The organism is Bradyrhizobium sp. B124 (assembly GCF_038967635.1).
Taxonomy (GTDB): domain Bacteria; phylum Pseudomonadota; class Alphaproteobacteria; order Rhizobiales; family Xanthobacteraceae; genus Bradyrhizobium.
The window spans coordinates 1,242,426-1,263,438 of the sequence record NZ_CP152413.1 but is presented as its reverse complement, the minus strand read 5'-3'; the positions used below and the strand labels follow the sequence as shown (position 1 = coordinate 1,263,438).

Annotated in this window: 17 protein-coding genes; 15 read left to right on the top strand and 2 right to left on the bottom strand. The window is 64.0% G+C overall.

The window, feature by feature from the left end; genetic code table 11:
* The first annotated feature begins 106 nt into the window (after positions 1-106).
* The 3 genes from proS (at position 107) to AAFG13_RS05795 (ending at position 3,486) form a co-directional block, all read left to right on the top strand.
* Positions 107-1,426 carry a proline--tRNA ligase gene (proS, locus tag AAFG13_RS05805; protein ID WP_212314827.1) on the top strand — a complete coding sequence of 440 codons (1,320 nt, stop codon included), beginning with the start codon at positions 107-109 and terminating at the stop codon, positions 1,424-1,426.
* A 72-nt stretch (positions 1,427-1,498) separates the two neighbouring features.
* Positions 1,499-2,779, top strand: a complete 1,281-nt coding sequence (locus AAFG13_RS05800) for a lipoprotein-releasing ABC transporter permease subunit (protein WP_021079195.1) — start codon at positions 1,499-1,501, stop codon at positions 2,777-2,779.
* Positions 2,780-2,787: 8 nt separating this feature from the next.
* A complete protein-coding gene (locus AAFG13_RS05795; RefSeq protein WP_342711402.1) occupies positions 2,788-3,486 on the top strand; it encodes an ABC transporter ATP-binding protein in 699 nt (232 codons plus the stop codon).
* A gap of 107 nt (positions 3,487-3,593) precedes the next feature.
* On the opposite strand, the gene AAFG13_RS05790 is transcribed toward AAFG13_RS05795, so the two are convergent.
* Positions 3,594-3,875: a DUF3551 domain-containing protein gene (locus AAFG13_RS05790; RefSeq protein ID WP_342711400.1), complete on the bottom strand. Its 282-nt coding sequence runs from the start codon at positions 3,873-3,875 to the stop codon at positions 3,594-3,596.
* Positions 3,876-3,993: 118 nt separating this feature from the next.
* Positions 3,994-4,290 (bottom strand): DUF3551 domain-containing protein, encoded by a 297-nt coding sequence (locus tag AAFG13_RS05785; protein ID WP_342711399.1) that lies wholly within the window; start codon positions 4,288-4,290, stop codon positions 3,994-3,996.
* A 294-nt stretch (positions 4,291-4,584) separates the two neighbouring features.
* Between AAFG13_RS05785 and AAFG13_RS05780 the strand changes: the two genes are divergently transcribed.
* The 12 genes from AAFG13_RS05780 to bamA all read left to right on the top strand — a co-directional run bounded on the left by AAFG13_RS05780 (position 4,585) and on the right by bamA (position 21,009).
* Positions 4,585-5,319, top strand: a complete 735-nt coding sequence (locus tag AAFG13_RS05780) for an outer membrane beta-barrel protein (RefSeq protein ID WP_092114616.1) — start codon at positions 4,585-4,587, stop codon at positions 5,317-5,319.
* Positions 5,320-6,323: 1,004 nt separating this feature from the next.
* Positions 6,324-9,848, top strand: a complete 3,525-nt coding sequence (dnaE, locus tag AAFG13_RS05775; protein WP_342711398.1) for a DNA polymerase III subunit alpha — start codon at positions 6,324-6,326, stop codon at positions 9,846-9,848.
* A 131-nt stretch (positions 9,849-9,979) separates the two neighbouring features.
* Positions 9,980-10,486, top strand: coding sequence for a DUF2846 domain-containing protein (locus AAFG13_RS05770; RefSeq protein WP_342711397.1), 507 nt, complete (start codon positions 9,980-9,982; stop codon positions 10,484-10,486).
* A gap of 259 nt (positions 10,487-10,745) precedes the next feature.
* The gene (locus tag AAFG13_RS05765; RefSeq protein ID WP_092114613.1) at positions 10,746-11,738 is read left to right on the top strand and encodes a 30S ribosomal protein S2; all 993 of its coding nucleotides are present in this window, start codon (positions 10,746-10,748) and stop codon (positions 11,736-11,738) included.
* 127 nt (positions 11,739-11,865) lie between these two features.
* Positions 11,866-12,789, top strand: coding sequence for a translation elongation factor Ts (gene tsf, locus AAFG13_RS05760; RefSeq protein ID WP_212314810.1), 924 nt, complete (start codon positions 11,866-11,868; stop codon positions 12,787-12,789).
* A 69-nt stretch (positions 12,790-12,858) separates the two neighbouring features.
* Positions 12,859-13,575, top strand: coding sequence for a UMP kinase (gene pyrH, locus AAFG13_RS05755; protein ID WP_212314809.1), 717 nt, complete (start codon positions 12,859-12,861; stop codon positions 13,573-13,575).
* Between the two features lie 73 nt (positions 13,576-13,648).
* Entirely contained in the window at positions 13,649-14,212 is a 564-nt protein-coding gene (frr, locus tag AAFG13_RS05750; protein ID WP_028334007.1) for a ribosome recycling factor, read from the top strand.
* Between the two features lie 21 nt (positions 14,213-14,233).
* Entirely contained in the window at positions 14,234-14,992 is a 759-nt protein-coding gene (locus AAFG13_RS05745) for an isoprenyl transferase (protein ID WP_229170547.1), read from the top strand.
* Between the two features lie 80 nt (positions 14,993-15,072).
* A complete protein-coding gene (locus AAFG13_RS05740; protein ID WP_249132462.1) occupies positions 15,073-15,861 on the top strand; it encodes a phosphatidate cytidylyltransferase in 789 nt (262 codons plus the stop codon).
* 4 nt (positions 15,862-15,865) lie between these two features.
* Positions 15,866-17,092, top strand: coding sequence for a 1-deoxy-D-xylulose-5-phosphate reductoisomerase (gene dxr, locus AAFG13_RS05735; protein WP_342711395.1), 1,227 nt, complete (start codon positions 15,866-15,868; stop codon positions 17,090-17,092).
* 44 nt (positions 17,093-17,136) lie between these two features.
* Positions 17,137-18,288 carry an RIP metalloprotease RseP gene (rseP, locus tag AAFG13_RS05730; protein ID WP_342711394.1) on the top strand — a complete coding sequence of 384 codons (1,152 nt, stop codon included), beginning with the start codon at positions 17,137-17,139 and terminating at the stop codon, positions 18,286-18,288.
* Between the two features lie 177 nt (positions 18,289-18,465).
* Positions 18,466-21,009, top strand: coding sequence for an outer membrane protein assembly factor BamA (gene bamA / locus AAFG13_RS05725; protein WP_212314801.1), 2,544 nt, complete (start codon positions 18,466-18,468; stop codon positions 21,007-21,009).
* Positions 21,010-21,013 lie beyond the last annotated feature (4 nt).

Genomic DNA, 21,013 nt, shown 5'->3' with positions numbered 1-21,013 from the left:
ATAGCCTGATTTGAAGGGCTTTTGTCATTTGGCGGCCTTGTGTTTTCACAGCCGATCCGGTTTCACTGCTGCGCTTCCCACGCTTTCCTGATTCCCGAGTAACGCCATGCGATTGTCGCGGTTTTTTCTGCCCATCCTGAAAGAAAACCCGAAAGAGGCGGAGATCGTCTCGCATCGGCTGATGCTGCGCGCGGGCATGATGCGGCAGGAGGCGGCCGGCATCTATGCCTGGCTGCCGCTCGGCTTCCGGGTGCTGAAGAAGATCGAGCAGATCGTTCGCGAGGAGCAGAACCGCGCCGGTGCGCTCGAGCTCTTGATGCCGACGCTGCAGCTTGCCGATCTCTGGCGCGAAAGCGGCCGCTACGACGCCTATGGCCCGGAGATGCTGCGCATCCTCGATCGTCACAAGCGCGAGCTGTTGTACGGACCGACCAATGAGGAAATGATCACCGAGATCTTCCGCTCCTACGTCAAGTCCTACAAGAACCTGCCGCTCAACCTCTACCACATCCAGTGGAAGTTCCGCGACGAGCAGCGTCCGCGTTTCGGCGTGATGCGCGGCCGCGAATTCCTGATGAAGGACGCCTATTCGTTCGACCTCGACGAGGCCGGCGCACGGCGCTCCTACAACAAGATGTTCGTGGCTTATCTGCGCACCTTCGCGCGAATGGGCCTGAAGGCGATCCCGATGCGGGCCGAGACCGGCCCGATCGGCGGCGACCTCAGCCACGAATTCATCGTGCTGGCGGAGACCGGCGAGTCCGGCGTCTACATCAACCGCGATGTGCTGGACCTGCCGGTGCCGGGCGAGGACGTCGACTATGAGGGCGATCTCACGCCGATCATCAAGCAGTGGACCTCGGTCTATGCGGCGACGGAGGACGTCCACGAGGCTGCGCGCTTCGAGCAGGAAGTGCCTGAAGCCAAGCGGCTCAACACCCGCGGTATCGAGGTCGGCCAGATATTCTATTTCGGCACCAAATATTCCGACACCATGAAGGCGATGGTGGCGGGCCCCGATGGCGTCGACGTGCCGATCCATGGCGGTTCCTACGGTGTCGGCGTATCGCGTCTGGTCGGCGCGATCATCGAGGCCTGTCACGATGACGCCGGCATCAAGTGGCCCGAGGCGGTCGCGCCGTTCCGCGCCGCGATCCTCAACCTCAAGCAGGGCGATGCCGCGGTCGACGGCGCCTGCGAGCAGCTCTATCGCGAGCTCTCGGCGAAGGGCGTCGATGTGCTCTACGACGACACCGATCAGCGCGCCGGCGCCAAGTTCGCCGCGGCCGATCTGATCGGTATCCCCTGGCAGATTCTCGTTGGGCCCAAGGGGCTCGCGGAAGGCAAGGTCGAAGTGAAGCGCCGCAGCGACGGTTCACGCGAGAACATGAGCCCCGCGGACGTGGTCGCGAAGCTCGCGGGTTAAAGTTTATTCACGCCGTATCAATCGGCGGGGTAATCCGGCCACATTTGACCCGAATCATGGGATTATCGAGAGATGGATGAGACCATGAGCGAGCCAGTCCGTACCCCGCCTTTTGCGCCATTCGAATGGCTGCTGTCCGGACGCTATCTGCGCGCGCGCCGCAAGGAAGGGTTCATCTCGGTCATCGCCGGCTTTTCGTTCCTCGGCATCATGCTCGGCGTTGCCACGCTGATCGTGGTGATGGCCGTCATGAACGGCTTCCGCAAGGAGCTGCTCGACAAGATCCTCGGCCTCAACGGCCACCTTCTGGTGCAGCCACTAGAATCGCCGCTGACCGACTGGAAGGATGTCGCCGACCGCATCAGCCAGGTGCAGGGCATCCGTCTGGCCGCGCCCGTCGTGGACGGACAGGGGCTCGGCTCGTCGCCGTTCAACGCGGCCGGCGTCTTCATCCGCGGCATTCGCGCCGACGATCTCAACAACCTCACCTCGATCGCCAAGAACATCAAGCAGGGCACGCTCGAGGGCTTCGACGAGGGGCAGGGGGTTGCGATCGGCCGCCGGCTTGCCGACCAGCTCTCGCTGCATGCCGGCGACATGATCACGCTGGTTTCGCCGAAGGGCGCGGTGACGCCGATGGGCACCACGCCGCGCATCAAGCCCTACAAGATCACGGCGGTGTTCGAGATCGGCATGTCGGAATACGATTCGACATTCGTGTTCATGCCGCTGGCGGAGGCGCAGGCCTATTTCAACCGCAACAACGACGTGTCTTCGATCGAGGTGTTCACCACCAATCCGGACAAGATCGACACCTACCGCAAGCTGGTGACGGAGGCGGCCGGGCGGCCGGTCTTCCTTGTCGACTGGCGGCAGCGCAACTCGACGTTCTTCAACGCGCTGCAGGTCGAACGCAACGTGATGTTCCTGATCCTGACCATGATCGTGCTGGTCGCAGCGCTCAACATCGTCTCCGGGCTGATCATGCTGGTGAAGGACAAGGGCCAGGACATCGCGATCCTGCGCACCATGGGCGCTTCGCAGGGCTCGATCATGCGAATCTTCCTGATCACCGGCGCCTCGATCGGCGTGGTCGGAACGCTGACCGGCTTTGCGGTCGGCATGCTGATCTGCCTGAACATCGAATCGATCAGGCAGTTCCTGTCATGGCTCACCAACACCGAGCTGTTCTCGCCGGAACTGTATTTCCTCTCCAAGCTGCCGGCTGAGGTCGATTTCGGCGAGACGCTCGCCGTCGTGATCATGGCGCTGACGCTGTCCTTCCTTGCGACGCTCTACCCGTCGTGGCGCGCCGCGCGCCTCGATCCGGTCGAAGCGCTCCGGTACGAATAGGAGCGCACATGGCAGAGGGGGCGGAAGACGTACCGGTCGTCTATCTTCATGATATCAAGCGGGAATACAGGCAGGGCGAAGCGACGCTGACGGTCCTGAACGGCGCCAAGCTGGCGCTGTGGCCCGGTCAATCGGTGGCGCTGGTGGCGCCGTCGGGATCCGGCAAGTCGACGCTGCTGCACATCGCGGGCCTGCTCGAGAGTCCCGATGAGGGTGAGGTCTATGTCGCGGGCACGCCGACCTCGCAGATGTCCGACGTCGACCGCACGCAGATTCGCCGCTCCGATATCGGCTTCGTCTATCAGTCGCACCGGCTGTTGCCGGAGTTCTCGGCGCTCGAGAACGTCATGCTGCCGCAGATGATTCGTGGCCTCAAGCGCTCCGAAACCGTGAAACGCGCGACCGAGATCCTGTCCTATCTCGGACTTGGCGACCGCATCACCCATCGTCCCGCCGAGCTCTCGGGCGGCGAACAGCAGCGTGTGGCGATCGCGCGCGCGGTTGCGAACGCACCGCGGGTGCTGTTTGCGGACGAGCCGACCGGGAATCTGGATCCGGGAACGGCCGATCACGTCTTCAACGCGCTGATGCAGCTCGTGAAGGCGACCCGGGTCGCGATGCTGATCGCGACCCACAACATGGATCTCGCCGCACGGATGGATCGCCGGGTGTCGCTGTCGAACGGCCAGGTCGTCGAGCTCGAATAGCGCTTCGCGCGAAGTGGATCGCGGTTCGTGTGAAGAACGCTCGCTAAGCGCAGGAATCTAGGGCCTTTTCCGCTCTGATTAAATCGGAATGGAAAGGGCTTGAGCCCTCAATAAGCGGGGCGAGGCCGTCTGCCAGACTGGCTCGGCCGACGATCGATCGGCGGCCCGGCATAATAGGGATTGTTGATGCACATCGCGGCGAGGCCGGACGCTGAGGCGCGGCACTGCTCCAGCGAGATGTAGCCGCAGTCGGTATCCTCACCGCCCCATCGGTAGTTCGTCTTGCAGATCGGCGAGGTCGAATCGTATTTCTGGGCATTGGCTGGCGTACTTGCGATGGTACCCAGCGCTAGGAGCGCCGGAAACAGTACCAGAATCAGGTTTCGCATCAGAAGCTCCAGTCGATCTGGCACCGGCAACGCTCGCGCCGAACCATCCGTGCGAATAGGCACCGGCGTGCGGGAACGATCAATTCACATTCCCGCGGCGGCGACGCCGGGCCGGGTGTCAGTGAATGAACAGGTCGAAAAAGTTGCCCTCGCGGCGGTCCCGCGGGGAGACGTGCAGATAGGAGCGCGGGTCGTTGTCGCCGGCATAATAGGGGTTGGCGATGCAGTTCTGTCCGATGCCGGAGGCGGTGGCGAGGCACGCCTCATAGGACGGATAGGAGCAGTTGCTGAGACCTGGATAGCGGTCGCCCTGGATGCAGAACGGGTAGCGCACGCCGACGGCATGGGAGGGCGCCGTACCAAGCGTAGCGAGCGCGACCACAGACGCCGCAGCAGCAAGAATCATCGTCCGCATGGGCATTCCTTATCGCTGCGAAGATTCGATCTCGGCGACGATCCAAATCGGACAAGCCGGTTCCGGTCAACACGATCTTGCGCGCAGCCGCGCAAGCAGCTTTGAATTGTGAAGATTGTGCGGCAGTTATGTGGAGAAAGTTCCAAGAAGTGCCTGTAACGCAGTATTAACTTCAAATTTGAGCGAAGTCGTTTGGGCCTGCCTGTTGCAGCGAAGTTACAGCAATTCCGACGGGGGCTGCTATGACGGTGTCTCGCGGCCTTGGGGGCCTGTAGAAAAAGTTGGAACGGGAAAATGAAAAAGATTTTGCTTGTCACCGCCAGCCTGCTCGCGCTCAGCGCGACCGCTGCCTCTGCGGCTGACCTCGCGGCTCGCCCTTACACGAAGGCTCCGCCGCCCATGGTTGCCGCTGTGTATGATTGGACCGGCTTCTACATCGGTATCAACGGTGGTTGGGGCCAGAGCCACGACAACCGTTCGGTCGACGGCTTCGGCCAGGCCGGCAGCTACGATGCCAACGGCGGCACCGTCGGTGGCCAGGTCGGCTACCGCTGGCAGACCGGCGGCTGGGTCTGGGGTCTGGAAGCTCAGGGCAACTGGGCTGACTTCTCCGGCAGCACCGGCAACCTGCTGGTCCCGGGCGGCACCGTTCGCTCGAAGACCGATGCGTTCGGCCTGTTCACCGGTCAGATCGGCTACGCCTGGAACAACGTCCTGCTGTACGCCAAGGGCGGTGCTGCGGTCACCGATCGCAACTACCAGTTCCTGGCACCGGGCGGCGCGCTGGCGTCCTCGACCGGCTACGACACCCGTTGGAGCCCGACGGTCGGCGTTGGCCTCGAATTCGCCTTCACTCAGGGCTGGTCGCTCGGCGTCGAATACAACCACATCTTCGAAGACACGCACGGTGCGACCTTCGTGACCCCGGCTGGCGTCGGCGTGACCGGCTTCCACACCGGTGGCGACACCGACATGGTCCTCGGCCGTCTGAACTACAAGTTCGGTGGCCCGATCATCGCGCGTTACTGATCGCTCGCTTAATCCAAGCGGCATCGAAAACCCCGGGCTTCGGCCCGGGGTTTTTTGTTGGCCTGGCGGATTAGCCATTGTGGCGAGTGGGCGGGGATGGAAAACAACCGGCTCTGGGGGCATATTTGCTCCCATGGGACGGTGGCTAAAAGCGGCCTTGGTCATTTTCGGAGTGTGCGCCGGATGGATGGTCATTGGTTACTTGGCCTTCGATGCTGATGACGATGACGTCGTCCAAACCATCGTGGCGCATAAAAAATCGCACAAATGACCCTAAACGCCCCAGAGGCCCAACCAGCTCGCCAAGCGGATCATTGATATTGCTACGGGCGAGGCGCCTGACCGCGATCCTACGCCGGAGGAAGAGCGCAAAGACCTGGCTGCCGTCCATCGTGGCAAGCTGGGCGGCGTCAAGGGCGGCAGGGTGACGGTGGCAAACCTTACAAAGAACGTCGCGTAGATCGCCAGGGCAGGTGCTAAAGGTCGATAGCGTCTTCGGCTTTCAGAGCAGGGATGAAGCGCTGGAATGGGCGCGCGCGAAGTCGCAGGGCTGGCTACTGGAGAATAGAACTAGAGGCGCTGCCAGCTCCCGCCACGATTAACCAAGGGATTTTCTTTCGCGGTCAGCTTTCAAACTGACCCACTACCCTCGCTTGACTCTGAGAACAAAAAAGGAACAATGTTCTTCATATGTTCCAGTTCACGGAGAGCGGCCATGTTGAAGATTTTCGTGCAGGAAGCTGCAGCGCTGGCATCGATCACGCTGTTCGTCGGGATGATCGCGGTTTGGGCCCAGCTGATCACCCAGTTCTGAAATGTGCCCGCAGGGACAGGGGCATAGGTTGCTTCTGGGGAAAAGCGGGACGCCCTGCCGCCACGCCGTGTTCGGCGTGGACTTGGCAGGGCCGAGGCCCCACGATGGGGATGCGAGTCGGGTCTGATGCTTTCGAGCTCCGGCTTGGGCACTCGCGCCATCCCTGCCTTCAAGAGACCCCCGAGCAGCCATGCCGAATGCCGGATTCGTTCATCTTCACGTCCATTCCGCCTATTCGCTGCTGAAGGGCTCGATCAAGATCGCCAAGCTCGGCGAGCTCGCCAAGGCCGACCGCCAGCCGGCGCTGGCGCTCACCGACACCGACAACATGTTCGGGGCGCTGGAATTCTCCGACAAGATGGCCGGCTACGGCATCCAGCCGATCGTCGGCTGCGAGCTGGCGGTGGATTTCGGCGATGTCGACCCCAATACGCGGAGCATCCTGGCGACGACGGGGCCGACGCGAATCGTGCTGCTGGCGGCCCGCGAGCGCGGCTACCGCAGCCTGATGCGGCTGAACTCGCGGGCGTTCCTGGAGACACCGGTCAACCAGACCCCGCACATCAAGCTCGACTGGCTCACCGACGACGCCGAGGATCTGATCGCGCTGACCGGTGGTCCCGACGGGCCGATCGCGCTGGCGCTGCGCGCCGAGCAGGCCGCGCTGGCCGCGACCCGCTGCGAACGCCTGGCGAGTCTGTTCGGCGATCGTCTCTACATCGAATTGCAACGCCACGGCATCGACAAGGAGCGCCGCACCGAGGGCGGTCTGATCGATCTCGCCTACAGCAAGGGCCTGCCGCTGGTTGCGACCAACGAGCCGTATTTCGCCAGCAGTGACGACTACGAATCGCATGATGCGCTGCTGTGCATCGCCGGCGGCCACTTGATCGCCGAGACCAACCGCGAGCAGCTGACCCCGGATCACCGCTTCAAGACCCGCGCGGAAATGGCGGTGCTGTTTGCCGATATTCCGGAGGCGCTGGCCTCGACGCTGGAGATCGCCGAGCGCTGCTCGTTCCGGCCGAAGACCCGCAAGCCGATCCTGCCGTTCTTCACGGTCGGCGCCGCCGCCAGCTCCGATGCCGCCGCGGACGAAGCCGCCGAGCTGAAGCGCCAGGCCGAGGAGGGGCTCGCCAACCGCCTGCGGGTGCACGGTCTCTCGCCGGGAATGACCGAGGAGGACTACAGCAAGCGACTGGCTTTCGAGCTCGACGTCATCACCCGCATGAAATATGCGGGCTACTTCCTGATCGTCTCGGACTTCATCAAATGGGCGAAGGCGCAGGGCATTCCGGTCGGACCGGGCCGCGGCTCCGGTGCGGGCTCACTGGTCGCCTGGGTGCTCACCATCACCGACCTCGATCCGATGCGCTTCGCCCTGCTGTTCGAGCGCTTCCTCAATCCAGAGCGCGTCTCGATGCCGGATTTCGACATCGACTTCTGCCAGGACCGCCGCGGCGAGGTGATCCAGTACGTGCAGGAACGCTACGGCCGCGACCAGGTGGCGCAGATCATCACCTTCGGTACGCTGCAGGCGCGCGGCGTGCTGCGCGACGTCGGGCGCGTGCTGCAGATGCCGTACGGGCAGGTCGACAAGCTGACCAAGCTGGTGCCGCAGAACCCCGCGGCTCCCGTGACGCTGGCGCAGGCGATCGAAGGCGAGCCCAAGCTACAGGCGTTCCGCGACGAGGATCCGGTGGTGGCGCGTGCGTTCGACATCGCGCAGCGCCTCGAGGGCCTGACGCGCCACGCCTCGACCCACGCTGCCGGTATCGTGATCGGCGACCGGCCGCTGAGCGAGCTGGTGCCGATGTACCGCGATCCGAAATCGGACATGCCGGTCACCCAGTTCAACATGAAATGGGTCGAGCCGGCCGGCCTCGTGAAGTTCGACTTCCTCGGCCTCAAGACGCTGACGGTGCTCGATGTCGCGGTCAAGCTGCTCAAGCAGCGCGATGTGCACGTCGATCTCGCGACGCTGCCGATCGACGATGCGCCGAGTTACCAGATGCTGGCCCGGGGCGACGTCGTCGGCGTGTTCCAGGTGGAAAGCCAGGGCATGCGGCGCGCGCTGATCGACATGCGGCCGGACCGCTTCGAGGACATCATCGCGCTGGTGGCGCTGTATCGCCCGGGCCCGATGGCGAACATCCCGACCTATTGCGCGCGCAAGCACGGCGATGAGGAGTCGGAATATCTGCATCCGATCCTGGAGCCGATCCTGAAGGAGACCTTCGGCGTCATCATCTATCAGGAACAGGTGATGCAGATCGCGCAGCAGATGGCGGGCTATTCGCTCGGCCAGGCCGACCTGCTGCGCCGCGCGATGGGCAAGAAGATCCGCGCCGAAATGGACAAGCAGCGCGACATCTTCGTCGCCGGCGCGATGAAGAACGGCGTTGGGAAGGGGCAGGCGGAGACGATCTTCGAGCTGCTCGCCAAGTTCGCCGACTACGGCTTCAACAAGAGCCACGCGGCGGCCTATGCGCTGGTGTCGTACCACACCGCCTATATGAAGGCGCATTACCCGGTCGAGTTCCTCGCTGCGTCGATGACGCTCGAACTCAACAACACCGACAAGCTCTCCGAATTCCGCTCCGAGGCGCAGCGGCTCGGCATCAAGGTCGAAGCGCCCAACATCAATCGCTCCGGCCCGACCTTCGAGGTCAGCGGCAACACGATCTACTACGCGCTCGCCGCGCTGAAGGGTGTCGGCATCCAGGCGGTGGAGCAGATCATCGAGGAGCGCAACAGGAAGGGCGCCTTCACCTCGCTCGCCGATTTCGCAGCAAGGGTGAGCCCGCGCGCCGTCAACAAGCGGATCATCGAAAGCCTTGCGGCGGCCGGCGCGTTCGACACGCTGGACCCGAACCGGGCCCGCGTGTTCGCCGGAGCCGATGCGATCCTGGCCGCCTGCCAGCGCAGCCACGAGGCGGCAACCTCGGGCCAGAACGACATGTTCGGCAGCGCTCCGGATGCGCCCAGCATCATGCTGCCGCAGGTCGAGCCATGGCTGCCCGCGGACCGGCTGCGGCGCGAATATGATGCGATCGGCTTCTTCCTGTCGGGTCATCCGCTCGACGACTACGCGACCGCGCTGAAGCGGCTGCGCGTGCAATCCTGGGCGGAGTTCTCGCGTGCGGTGAAGACCGGCGCGACAGCGGGCAAGGTCGCGGCAACCGTGGTGTCGCGCATGGAGCGGCGCACCAAGACCGGCAACAAGATGGGCATCATGGGCCTGTCGGATCCGACCGGCCATTTCGAGGCGGTGTTGTTCTCCGAGGGCCTCGCGCAGTACCGCGATGTGCTGGAGCCCGGCGCGGCCGTGCTGCTGCAGCTCGGCGCCGAGCTGCAGGGTGAGGATGTACGGGCGAGGGTGCTGCACGCCGAGCCGCTGGATCACGCCGCTGCCAAGACGCAAAAGGGTCTGCGGATCTTCGTGCGCGACACCAAGCCGCTGGATTCGATCGCACGCCGGCTCAACATGCCGGACGCCGCGGCCGCCCCGGGCGCTTCCGCAAAGGCACCAGCGGTGAAGCCGGCCTCCGCGCCGCCACCCGCGGCTGGCGCCGATGGCGACGTCTCGCTGGTGATGATGCTGGACCTCGAAACCGAGGTCGAGATGAAGCTGCCCGGCCGCTACAAGGTCTCGCCGCAGATCGCCGGCGCGATCAAGGCGGTCGCGGGCGTGGTCGACGTGCAGACGCTGTAGACGACGATCCCGCCGACGCTGCGGAAATCTAATGGCTTCGGCTTAAGCACTATTGCAACCACACCGTGCTTCTTTCTATGGTCCCGCCCGCTTGGAATTTCGGGGGCCGGATGTTTGGACGTTACGCGGCCTTGCTGGCCGGTGTGTTGATGGTGTCGGGCTGCGTGAGCGATGGTGTCGGCACCGACTATGCGGCGATCTCGCAGAAGTTCGGGCCACCGAAGCCGGGACATTCCCGCGTCGTCGTGCTCCAGCAAAAACGCAAGGGTCTGAGCATGGCGTTTTGCGCCTGCGACCTGAAGCTTGATGGCGAGCCGATCGGCAAGGTCGCATTCGGGACCTACGCGTTCGCCGATCGCCCCGCCGGCCGTCATCAACTGGTCGCGAGCGAAGTGATGTTTCCCGGCGACACCACCTTAAACTTCGCAACCGAGCCGGGCCGCACCTATTTCTTTCTGTTGAGATCGAGCGAGCGCCACGACTCCGTCACCGGCGTGTCGATGGTGGGCGGTTTGGTTGGTGGCTTCGTCGCGTCGGCTGCGACCGCGAACGCCGCCAATCCGGGGCCGGCCGATTTCGTAGCGCTGGACGAGGCGACCGCGCGCTCGACGCTGGCGGAGCTACAATTGGCGCAATAGGGATCGCCCGGCGGGATCTTGGCGGGGGCCTTGGCCGGCCATACCGGGCCATTTGGCGCAAAACGGATCAGTTTCGGGGCTCAAAGGGCCCGTCCGGCCGCTGTACCGGCCGTATTTCCTTGCTTCTGGCGCAAATCGCGCTATATACCGCGCCATCTCACACGGAAACATGGCTCTCAAAGGCCGTCCGGTGGCAACCGGGCCATTCAGGCTCGTTTGCTCACACGTTTCCGGAGGAACCAACCGGAGAATTAGATCTATGTCGCTGCCCGAATTCAACATGCGTCAGCTCTTGGAAGCTGGCGTTCACTTTGGCCACCAGTCCCACCGCTGGAACCCGAAGATGCAGGATTACATCTTCGGCGCCCGCAACAACATCCACATCATCGACCTCGCGCAGACCGTGCCGATGCTGCACCGTGCCTTGCAGGCGGTCAGCGATACCGTCGCCAAGGGCGGCCGCATCCTGTTCGTCGGCACCAAGCGCTCGGCCCAGGACGGCGTTGCCGATGCGGCCAAGCGTTCGGCCCAGTATTTCGTCAACTCGCGCTGGCTCGGCGGTACGCTGACCAACTGGAAGACGATCTCGGCCTCGATCAAGCGGCTGCGCCATCTCGACGACGTGCTCTCGTCGGGCGAAGCCAGCTCCTACACCAAGAAGGAGCGGCTGACGCTGCAGCGCGAGCGCGACAAGCTCGACCGTTCGCTTGGCGGCATCAAGGACATGGGCGGTCTTCCCGACATGATCTTCGTGATCGACACCAACAAGGAAGACATCGCGATCCAGGAAGCCCAGCGGCTCAACATCCCGGTCGCTGCGATCGTCGACACCAATTCGGACCCCAAGGGCATCACCTATGTGGTGCCGGGCAATGACGACGCCGGCCGCGCGATCTCGCTGTATTGCGATCTCGTGGCGCGCGCCGCCATCGACGGCATCTCGCGTGCGCAGGGCGATTCCGGAATCGATATCGGTGCGTCGGCTGCGCCCGTGCAGGAAGAGCTCCCGGCGGCTGCGCCGTCCGGCTTCCAGGGCCTCGCTGGTCCGCGCGGCACCGCCGACAATCTCAAGAAGCTCACCGGCGTGTCCGGTACGATCGAGAAGAAGCTCAACGACCTCGGCATCTTCCACTACTGGCAGCTCGCCGAGCTCGACCATGACACCGCGCACAAGATCGGCGAAGAAGTCGGTCTGCCGAGCCGTGCCGACGCCTGGGTTGCCCAGGCCAAGACGCTCGCCGAAGCGGAATAAAGGTTACGCGGCGTGGCCGGGTCTCGCCCGGCCGCCGCTTCTATTCCACGAACAACGATTTCCCTGTCGCTGACAGCGGCGCCATCGGGCGCCGCGGTTTCTGTACAGGCAAGAAGGACATTGAACGATGGCAACGATCACAGCAGCGATGGTCAAGGATCTCCGCGAATCGACCGGCGCGGGCATGATGGATTGCAAGGCGGCGCTGACCGAGAACAACGGCGACATGCAGGCCGCGCAGGATTGGCTGCGCAAGAAGGGTCTGTCCAAGGCCGCCAAGAAGGCCGGCCGTGTGGCCGCCGAGGGCCTGATCGGCGCGCTGACCTCCGGCACCAAGGGCGTGCTGGTCGAGGTCAATTCGGAGACCGACTTCGTTGCGCGCAACGAGCAATTCCAGGGTCTGGTCAAGATGATCGCCCAGGTCGCGCTGCATAACGGTGCCAATGTCGAGACGATCAAGGCGGCCAAGGTCGGCGACGTCACCGTCGAGACCGCGATCTCCGACGCCATCGCGACCATCGGCGAGAACATGACGTTGCGCCGCGCCGCTTCGCTCGAGGTGAGCAAGGGCGTGGTGTCAAGCTACGTCCACAACGCCGTCGTCGAAGGCGCCGGCAAGATCGGCGTGATCGTGGCACTGGAGTCCACCGGCAAGACTGACGAGCTCGCGGTGCTCGGCCGCCAGCTCGCGATGCACGTCGCGGCGGCAAAGCCGCTGGCGCTCGATCCGGCCGGGCTCGACCCGGAGACCGTCAAGCGCGAGAAGGACGTACTGGCCGACAAGTACCGCCAGCAGGGCAAGCCTGAGAACGTCATCGAGAAGATCGTCGATTCCGGTCTGAAGACCTACTACAAGGAAGTCTGCCTGCTCGATCAGGCCTTTATCCACGACAGCGGCAAGTCCGTTGCCCAGGCGGTGAAGGAAGCTGAGGGTAAGGTCGGCGGGCCGATCAAAATCGCTGGCTTTGTGAACTATGCTCTCGGTGAGGGAATCGAGAAGCAGGAAAGCGACTTCGCCGCCGAAGTCGCGGCCGCCAGCGGCAAGAAGTAACCGCTGACACCTGGCGTCCGGCGTCCGCGCCGGAGGCCTGCCTGCGCGGGATGAGAAAGCGATCGCATCATGGCTGAGCCGATCTATCGTCGCGTGGTGATCAAGCTGTCCGGCGAATATCTGGCCGGCTCCCACGGGTTCGGTATCGATCAACCGACGGTCGACCGCGTCGCCGACGACCTGATCGCGGCCCGCAAGCTGGGTGTCGAGGTCGCGGTCGTGATCGGCGGCGGCAACATCGTCCGCGGCGTCGAGGTGTCCTCGCGCGGCGTGTCCCGGCCGACCGGCGACACCATGGGCATGCTTGCCACCATGATGAACTGCCTCGCGCTCGAGGCGGCGATCGAGCGCAAGGGGACCCCGGCGCGGACCTTGTCGGCATTCGTGATGCCGGAGATTTCCGAGCTGTTCACCCGTAGTGCGACGCACAAATATCTCGCCGAGGGACGCATCGTCCTGCTCGGTGGCGGAACCGGCAACCCGTTCTTCACCACCGATACCACCGCCGTGCTGCGCGGGGCCGAGATCGGGGCAGAGGCGGTGCTGAAAGCCACCAATGTCGACGGCGTCTACAGCGCCGATCCGAAGAAGGATCCCAAAGCCAAGCGCTTCGACCGCCTGACCCATTCGCAGGCGATCGAGGGTGGCTACAAGGTCATGGACGCGACCGCTTTCGCACTTGCCCGCGAGACGTCGCTGCCTATCATCGTGTTCTCGATCGCGGAGCCCGGTTCGATCGGTGCGATTCTGCGCGGTACCGGACACGGCACGGTCGTCGCCGGCTGATTGCCGCGCCTCCGGGTCCAGACTTTGGACCCGAGGGCGTCGACAGCCGGTTTCTAGTAAAGGGAGAAGCGTCATGGCCGCAGCTGGTTTTGACATCAACGACGTGAAGCGCCGCATGCAGGGCGCCACACAATCGCTCAAGCACGAGCTCGGCGGTCTGCGTACCGGCCGCGCCGCGGCCTCTATGCTGGAGCCGGTCCAGGTCGAGGCTTACGGCTCGCATATGCCGCTCAACCAGGTTGCGACCATCAGCGTGCCCGAGCCGCGCCTGCTCTCGGTGCAGGTCTGGGACAAGACGATGGTGAAGGCGGTGGAGAAGGCGATCGTCGACTCCAACCTCGGCCTTTCGCCGGCAACCGAAGGCCAGGTGCTGCGCTTGCGGATTCCCGAACTCAACGAGGAGCGCCGCAAGGAACTGGTCAAGGTCGCGCACAAATACGCGGAAGCGGCCAAGGTCGCGGTACGCCACGTGCGCCGCGACGGCCTCGACGTGATCAAGAAGCTCGAGAAGAATCACGAGATCTCCGAGGACGATCAGGAGCGCCTGTCGAACGAGGTGCAGAAGGCGACCGACGGCGTGATCGCCGAAGTCGATCAGCTGCTTGCCGCCAAGGAAAAGGAAATCCTGACGGTCTGAAGGCGCTACGGGAAAGAGCAGATGTCGAACGCCGCCGCCCCAGCAACCGACGGACCGGATCGCTCCGGCAGTCCGTTGCATGTGGCGATCATCATGGACGGCAACGGGCGCTGGGCCGCTTCGCGCGGCCTGCCGCGCGTCGAGGGCCATCGCCGCGGCGTCGAGGCGTTGCGCCGCGTGGTGCGTGCGGCCCATGAACTCGGCATCGTCTATCTCACGATCTTTTCGTTCAGCTCGGAAAACTGGTCGCGGCCGGCCAGCGAGATCGGCGATCTGTTCGGCTTGCTGCGCCGCTTCATCCGCAACGATCTGGCGACGCTGCATCGCGACGGCGTGCGGGTGCGCGTGATCGGCGAGCGCGCCGGGCTCGATCCCGACATCTGCGCGCTGCTCAACGAGGCCGAGGAGCTGACGCGGAATAACGTCAAGCTCAACCTTGTGGTCGCCTTCAATTACGGCTCGCGGGCGGAGATCGCTGCCGCCGCGCGGCGCCTTGCGCGCGAGGTCGCCGAGGGCAAGCGCGACGCCGACTCCATCGATGCCGATACGCTCGGCCAATATCTCGATGCGCCCGACATTCCGGACCCGGATCTGATCATCCGGACCAGCGGCGAACAGCGGCTGTCGAACTTCCTGATGTGGCAGGCCGCCTATAGCGAGCTCGTGTTCGTGCCGATTCACTGGCCGGATTTCGACAAGGCGGCGCTCGAAGGCGCGATTGCGGAATACGGCAAGCGTGAGCGCCGGTTCGGCGGCCTCGCCGCGAAAACCGGCTCGTGAGCGAGCGCGAAGCCGCACCGGCGGCAGCAAGCGGGCAGTCGCCGACGGCAGCAAGCGAGCAGGGGTCGCGCAACTTCGCGATGCGCGTGGTTGCGGCGCTGGTGCTGGCGCCGGTTGCGATCGCGCTGGCCTATCTGGGTGGCATCGCCTGGTCGCTGCTGGTGACGCTGGTTGCGGTCGGATTGTTCGCGGAATGGCTCATGGTTACCGGGCTCGGACGCGAACTCCGCGTCATGGTGCCCGGCATTATCGCGCTGCTGCTCGCCGGACTTTGCCTGATGGCCGGCCGCATCGATGCGGCGCTGGCGGTCCTCGCCGCCGGTGCGGTTGTCGTGGCGCTGACCTCGGGCGCGCGGCGCAACTGGGCGATTGCGGGATTGGTCTATGCTGCGGCCGCCGAGATCGCATCGGTGCTGCTGCGTCTCGATACGGCGAAGGGCTTTGCCGCGCTGATGTTCGTGTTGCTGATCGTGTGGGTCACCGACATCGGCGGCTATTTCGCGGGCCGCAGCATCGGCGGGCCGAAGCTTTGGGTGCGGGTCAGCCCGAAGAAGACATGGGCGGGCGCGGCCGGTGGCTTCGTCGCGAGCCTGTTGGTTGCGGCCTGCTTTGCCGCGTTCGAGATCGGCACGGCCGGGCCGCTGCTGATGCTCGGAGCCGTGTTGTCGGTGGTCTCGCAACTTGGCGATCTCTTCGAATCCGCTGTGAAGCGGCGGTTCGGGGTGAAGGATTCGAGCCACATCATTCCCGGCCATGGCGGCCTTTTGGATCGCCTGGACGGATTTGTCGCGGCCGTCATTGTGGCGGCGATTTTCGGCTTTCTCCGTGGTGGCGCCGATGGCGTCGGACGCGGTCTTATGGTTTGGTGATGAGATGAGCGCAGTTCCGTTGCGTAACAACAAGGCCGCGGCGGCATCCGCAGCGCGGTCCGTGACCGTCCTCGGTGCCACCGGCTCGATCGGCGACAGCACGATGGATCTGCTGCGTGGCGCGCGCGACCGTTACCGGGTCGAGGCGCTGACCGCGAACAGCAATGTCGAGGGACTGGCCAAGCTCGCCAAGGAGTTCGGCGCGCGGTTCGCCGCCATTGCCGATCCGGCGCGGCTTTCCGAATTGAAGAACGCACTGGCTGGAACCCGGATCGAATGCGGGGCCGGGGAGAGCGCCATCATCGAGGCGGCTGCGCGGCCGGCGGATTGGGTGATGGCCGCGGTCAGCGGAGCTGCCGGATTGAAGCCGGCACTTGCCGCGGTCGATCGCGGCGCAACCGTCGCGCTCGCCAACAAGGAGTGCCTGGTCTGTGCCGGTGACATCTTCATGGAGCGGGCCAAGAAGGCCGGCGCCTGCATCCTGCCGGCGGATTCCGAGCATAATGCGCTGTTCCAGGCGCTGGCTTCCGGCAATCGCGAGGAACTGACGCGGGTGATCATCACGGCGTCCGGCGGGCCGTTCCGCACCTGGGCTCCCGCCGACATCGAGCAGGCGACGCTGGAACAGGCGCTCAAGCATCCCAACTGGAGCATGGGGCAGAAGATCACGATCGATTCCGCCTCGATGATGAACAAGGGCCTCGAGGTGATCGAGGCGTCCTACCTGTTCGCCCTGGCGCCCGACGAGATCGACGTGCTGGTGCACCCGCAGTCGATCATCCACGGCATGGTCGAGTTCTCCGATCGCTCCGTGATGGCCCAGCTCGGCGCGCCCGATATGCGGATCCCGATCGCGCATTGCCTCGGCTGGCCGGACCGGATCGTCGGCCCGTCCGCCAAGCTCGATCTCGCCAAGATCGGGCAGCTCACCTTCGAGGCGCCGGACTTCCAGCGCTTCCCGGGGCTGCGGCTCGCTTACGAGGCGCTGCGGCTCGGCAATGGCGCGACAACGGTCTACAACGCCTCGAACGAGATCGCGGTCGCGGCGTTTGTCGCCGGCAAGATCAAGTTCGGTGCGATCGCCCGGCTGGTCGAGGCCACGATGAACGATTGGATCAGGTCGGGGAATCAGCCACCACTGCACTCGGCGGATGATGCGATTTCCGTTGACCATATCGCGCGAAATAAAGCTGCCGCCCTATTGCCTCAAATTGCCTTAAAGGCAACCTAGAGGGTTGGGGACGGAGCCTATGGCTCTTGTCGAGGGGAATTCGAATGCCCGAGTATTTTCTTCATAGTATCAATGCGTTGAGCCATGGGCTCCTCGGTTATATCGTTCCCTTTCTCTTCGTCCTGACCATCGTTGTTTTCTTTCACGAGCTCGGCCATTTCCTGGTTGCGCGCTGGGCCGGGGTGAAGGTGCTGACGTTCTCGCTGGGGTTCGGGCCGGAGCTTGCCGGCTTCAACGACCGGCATGGCACACGCTGGAAGATCTCGGCGATTCCGCTCGGCGGTTACGTCAAGTTCTTCGGCGACGATAGCGAAGCGTCGACGCCGTCGACGGAGACGCTCGCCGCCATGACGGCAGAGGAGCGCGAAGGCAGCTTCCATCACAAGTCGGTCGGCAAGCGCACCGCGATCGTCGCGGCCGGTCCGGTGGCGAACTTCATCCTCGGAGCCCTGATTTTCGCGGGTATGGCGCTCTATTACGGCAAGCCCAGCACGATCGCCCGGGTCGATGGCCTGGTCGCCGAGAGCGTCGCTGCGAACGCGGGCTTCAAGGTCGGTGATGTCGTCGTCGATATCGACGGCAGTGCGATCCAGAGCTTCGCCGACATGCAGCGGATCGTAGCTTCGAATGCCGGTTCAGAGCTTGGTTTCAAAGTGAAGCGGGACGGCGCGATCGTTTCGCTGAAGGCGGCGCCGGCGCTGAAGGAGGTCAAGGACCCCTTCGGCAATGCCCACCGAATCGGCGTGCTCGGAATCGAGCACAAGGCTCAGGTCGGCGAAGCATCCAGCGCTCCGGTCGGCGTCTTTGAAGCCATGAAGATCGGTGTCGAGCAGGTTTGGTACATTATTTCGAGCACGTTCAAGTTCCTCGGCTCGCTGTTCGTCGGGACTGGCAATCCGGCCGAGGTGAGCGGGGTCATTGGAATCGCGAAGCTGTCGGGTCAGGCCGCGAGCGCCGGGTTCCAGTTCGTTGTCAATCTTTGCGCGATCCTCTCGGTCTCGATCGGGCTGTTGAATCTGTTCCCGATTCCGCTTTTGGACGGTGGACACCTCCTGTTCTACAGCGCGGAGGCACTTCGTGGACGCCCGCTTTCGGAGCGGACGCAGGAGGTGGGTTTCCGAATCGGTCTGGGTTTGGTTCTGATGCTGATGGTGTTTGCGACATATAACGACATCCTCAGAATCGCTGGGTCCTGAAACGGGGCTTTTCTGTGGCGTTGCCAATGGGCAACGTCTTGGTATGAAAATGGAAATGTTCGGCTGTAGTAAGTTTGCCCCCTCGGCAAAGTTGGCTACAAGCTGAGCGGCAGGTTGGGAATCTGTCGGGTCGTTGGGGAACGGTCCGGCATTGCGAAAGATAAGGGCGCGTTGCGCATGATGTTTGGAATGCGAGTGAGGGGGGGGCTGTTCGCCGCCTTGGTCATGTTCGCCGCGCCGGTGGCGGCCACCTTGGCGGCCGTTGCTGTCTCTGCGCCTGCGCTTGCGCAGACGGTCGATTCGATCACGGTGGAGGGGAACCGCCGCGTCGAGCTCGAAACCATCCGTTCCTATTTCCATCCCGGACCGGGCGGTCGGCTGGGCCAGGCCCAGATCGACGACGGCCTGAAGGCGCTGATCGAGACCGGCCTGTTCCAGGACGTCCATATCGATCAGCGGGGCGGGCGCCTCGTTGTGGTCGTGGTCGAGAACCCGGTGATTGGCCGCGTTGCCTTCGAAGGCAACAAGAAGGTCAAGGACGAGCAGCTCACCGCCGAAGTCCAGTCCAAGCCGCGCGGCACCTTCTCGCGCCCGATGGTGCAGTCGGATGCCCTGCGCATCGCCGAAATCTACCGCCGTTCGGGCCGCTACGACGTGCGGGTCAATCCGCAGATCATCGAGCAGCCGAACAACCGCGTCGACCTGATCTTTGAGGTCAATGAAGGCGTGAAGACCGGTGTGCGGTCGATCGAGTTCCTGGGCAACAATGCCTACTCGGCGTCCCGCCTGCGCGACGTCATCAAGACCCGCGAATCAAACCTGTTGAGCTTCCTCGGCGGCAACGACGTCTACGACCCCGACCGGGTCGAGGCCGACCGTGACCTGTTGCGCCGCTTCTATCTCAAGAACGGCTACGCCGACGTTCAGGTCGTGGCCGCGCTGACCGAATACGATCCCGACAAGAAGGGCTTCCTGGTTACCTTTAAGATCGAAGAGGGCCAGCAGTACCGCGTCGCGGCCGTCAACTATACGTCGTCGATCGCAACGCTCGATCCGAACGCGCTGCGCTCGTTCTCGCGCGTCAATATCGGCTCGCTCTACAACGCCGAGGCGCTGGAGAAGTCGGTCGAGGAGATGCAGATCGAGGCGTCGCGCCGCGGCTACGCGTTCGCGGTGGTCCGTCCGCGCGGCGATCGCAATTTTGACAATCACACGGTGTCGATCACCTTCGCGATCGATGAAGGTCCGCGCACCTATATCGAGCGCATCAACATCCGCGGCAACAGCCGCACGCGCGACTACGTGATCCGCCGCGAATTCGATATCTCGGAAGGCGACGCCTACAACCGTGCGCTGGTCGACCGTGCCGAGCGCCGGCTGAAGAACCTCGACTTCTTCAAGACGGTGAAGATCACCACCGAACCCGGATCCTCCAGCGATCGCGTCATCCTGATCGTCGATCTCGAGGAGAAGTCGACCGGCGACTTCTCGGTGTCGGGCGGCTATTCGACCACCGATGGCGCGCTGGCTGAAGTCAGCGTCTCCGAGCGCAACCTGCTCGGCCGCGGCCTGTTCGCGAAGGCGTCGGTGACCTACGGCCAGTATGCCCGCGGCTACTCGCTGTCGTTCGTCGAGCCCTATCTGCTCGACTACCGCGTCGCGCTCGGCCTCGATTTCTACCAGCGCCAGCAGCTGTCCAACAGCTACATCGCCTACGGCACCAAGACGCTCGGCTTCAGCCCGCGGCTTGGCTTCAGCCTGCGGGAAGACCTGTCGTTGCAGCTGCGCTACTCGATCTATCAGCAGGAAATCACCCTGCCGTCGACGCTCAACAACTGTAACAACAATCCCTTCCTGTCTGACGGTGTAACGCCCAATCCTGCGTTCAATCCGAGCCCGGCCTATGCGAACCTGAACGGGATCAGCCTGGTGTCGACCAACGGTCTCGGCTGCTACAGCGATGGCGAAGCCTCGCTGCCGGTCCGCAAGGAGCTGGCGGGCGGCAAGACGCTGACCTCGGCGCTGGGCTATACGCTCAACTACAACACGCTCGACAACAACAAGAACCCGACCGACGGTCTGATCATCGACTTCAAGCAGGACTTCGCCGGCGTCGGCGGCGACGTCAGCTACATCAAGAGCGCGATCGACGCGAAGTACTACACCCCGCTGGTGTCGGATATCGTCGGCGTGATCCACGCCCAGGGCGGCATCCTGAACAAGCTGGGCAGCGACGAACTGCGCATGCTGGATCACTTCCAGATGGGCCCGAACCTGGTCCGCGGCTTTGCGCCGAACGGCATTGGTCCGCGTGACATCAATCCCTACGGCACCATGGACGCGGTCGGCGGCACCAAGTACTGGGGCGTGTCGGCGGAGCTGCAGATGCCGTTCTGGTTCCTGCCGAAGGAAGTCGGGCTCAAGGGCGCGGTCTATGCCGACGCCGGCGGCCTGTACGACTATAAGGGACCGACCTCGTGGGCGGCGACGGGCGAAGTCAACACGGCTAACTGCGTGAGGCCGACGAACAACCCGCCGTCTCCGGGTACCTGCCTTGGCCTGAGTTTTGACGACAGCAAGGTTGTCCGTACCTCCGTCGGTGTCGGCCTGATCTGGCAGTCGCCGTTTGGTCCGCTGCGCTTCGACTACGCTGTGCCGCTGACCAAGGGTGCGTATGACCGCGTGCAAGAATTCCGGTTTGGCGGCGGTACGACTTTCTAACACC

Excerpts from the sequence above, each read along its gene's own strand:
- proS (WP_212314827.1), top strand. The coding sequence starts at position 107 with ATGCGATTGTCGCGGTTTTTTCTGCCCATCCTGAAAGAAAACCCGAAA.
- AAFG13_RS05800 (WP_021079195.1), top strand. The coding sequence starts at position 1,499 with ATGGATGAGACCATGAGCGAGCCAGTCCGTACCCCGCCTTTTGCGCCA.
- AAFG13_RS05795 (WP_342711402.1), top strand. The coding sequence starts at position 2,788 with ATGGCAGAGGGGGCGGAAGACGTACCGGTCGTCTATCTTCATGATATC.
- AAFG13_RS05790 (WP_342711400.1), bottom strand. The coding sequence starts at position 3,875 with ATGCGAAACCTGATTCTGGTACTGTTTCCGGCGCTCCTAGCGCTGGGT.
- AAFG13_RS05785 (WP_342711399.1), bottom strand. The coding sequence starts at position 4,290 with ATGCGGACGATGATTCTTGCTGCTGCGGCGTCTGTGGTCGCGCTCGCT.
- AAFG13_RS05780 (WP_092114616.1), top strand. The coding sequence starts at position 4,585 with ATGAAAAAGATTTTGCTTGTCACCGCCAGCCTGCTCGCGCTCAGCGCG.
- dnaE (WP_342711398.1), top strand. The coding sequence starts at position 6,324 with ATGCCGAATGCCGGATTCGTTCATCTTCACGTCCATTCCGCCTATTCG.
- AAFG13_RS05765 (WP_092114613.1), top strand. The coding sequence starts at position 10,746 with ATGTCGCTGCCCGAATTCAACATGCGTCAGCTCTTGGAAGCTGGCGTT.
- tsf (WP_212314810.1), top strand. The coding sequence starts at position 11,866 with ATGGCAACGATCACAGCAGCGATGGTCAAGGATCTCCGCGAATCGACC.
- pyrH (WP_212314809.1), top strand. The coding sequence starts at position 12,859 with ATGGCTGAGCCGATCTATCGTCGCGTGGTGATCAAGCTGTCCGGCGAA.
- frr (WP_028334007.1), top strand. The coding sequence starts at position 13,649 with ATGGCCGCAGCTGGTTTTGACATCAACGACGTGAAGCGCCGCATGCAG.
- AAFG13_RS05745 (WP_229170547.1), top strand. The coding sequence starts at position 14,234 with ATGTCGAACGCCGCCGCCCCAGCAACCGACGGACCGGATCGCTCCGGC.
- AAFG13_RS05740 (WP_249132462.1), top strand. The coding sequence starts at position 15,073 with ATGCGCGTGGTTGCGGCGCTGGTGCTGGCGCCGGTTGCGATCGCGCTG.
- dxr (WP_342711395.1), top strand. The coding sequence starts at position 15,866 with ATGAGCGCAGTTCCGTTGCGTAACAACAAGGCCGCGGCGGCATCCGCA.
- rseP (WP_342711394.1), top strand. The coding sequence starts at position 17,137 with ATGCCCGAGTATTTTCTTCATAGTATCAATGCGTTGAGCCATGGGCTC.
- bamA (WP_212314801.1), top strand. The coding sequence starts at position 18,466 with ATGATGTTTGGAATGCGAGTGAGGGGGGGGCTGTTCGCCGCCTTGGTC.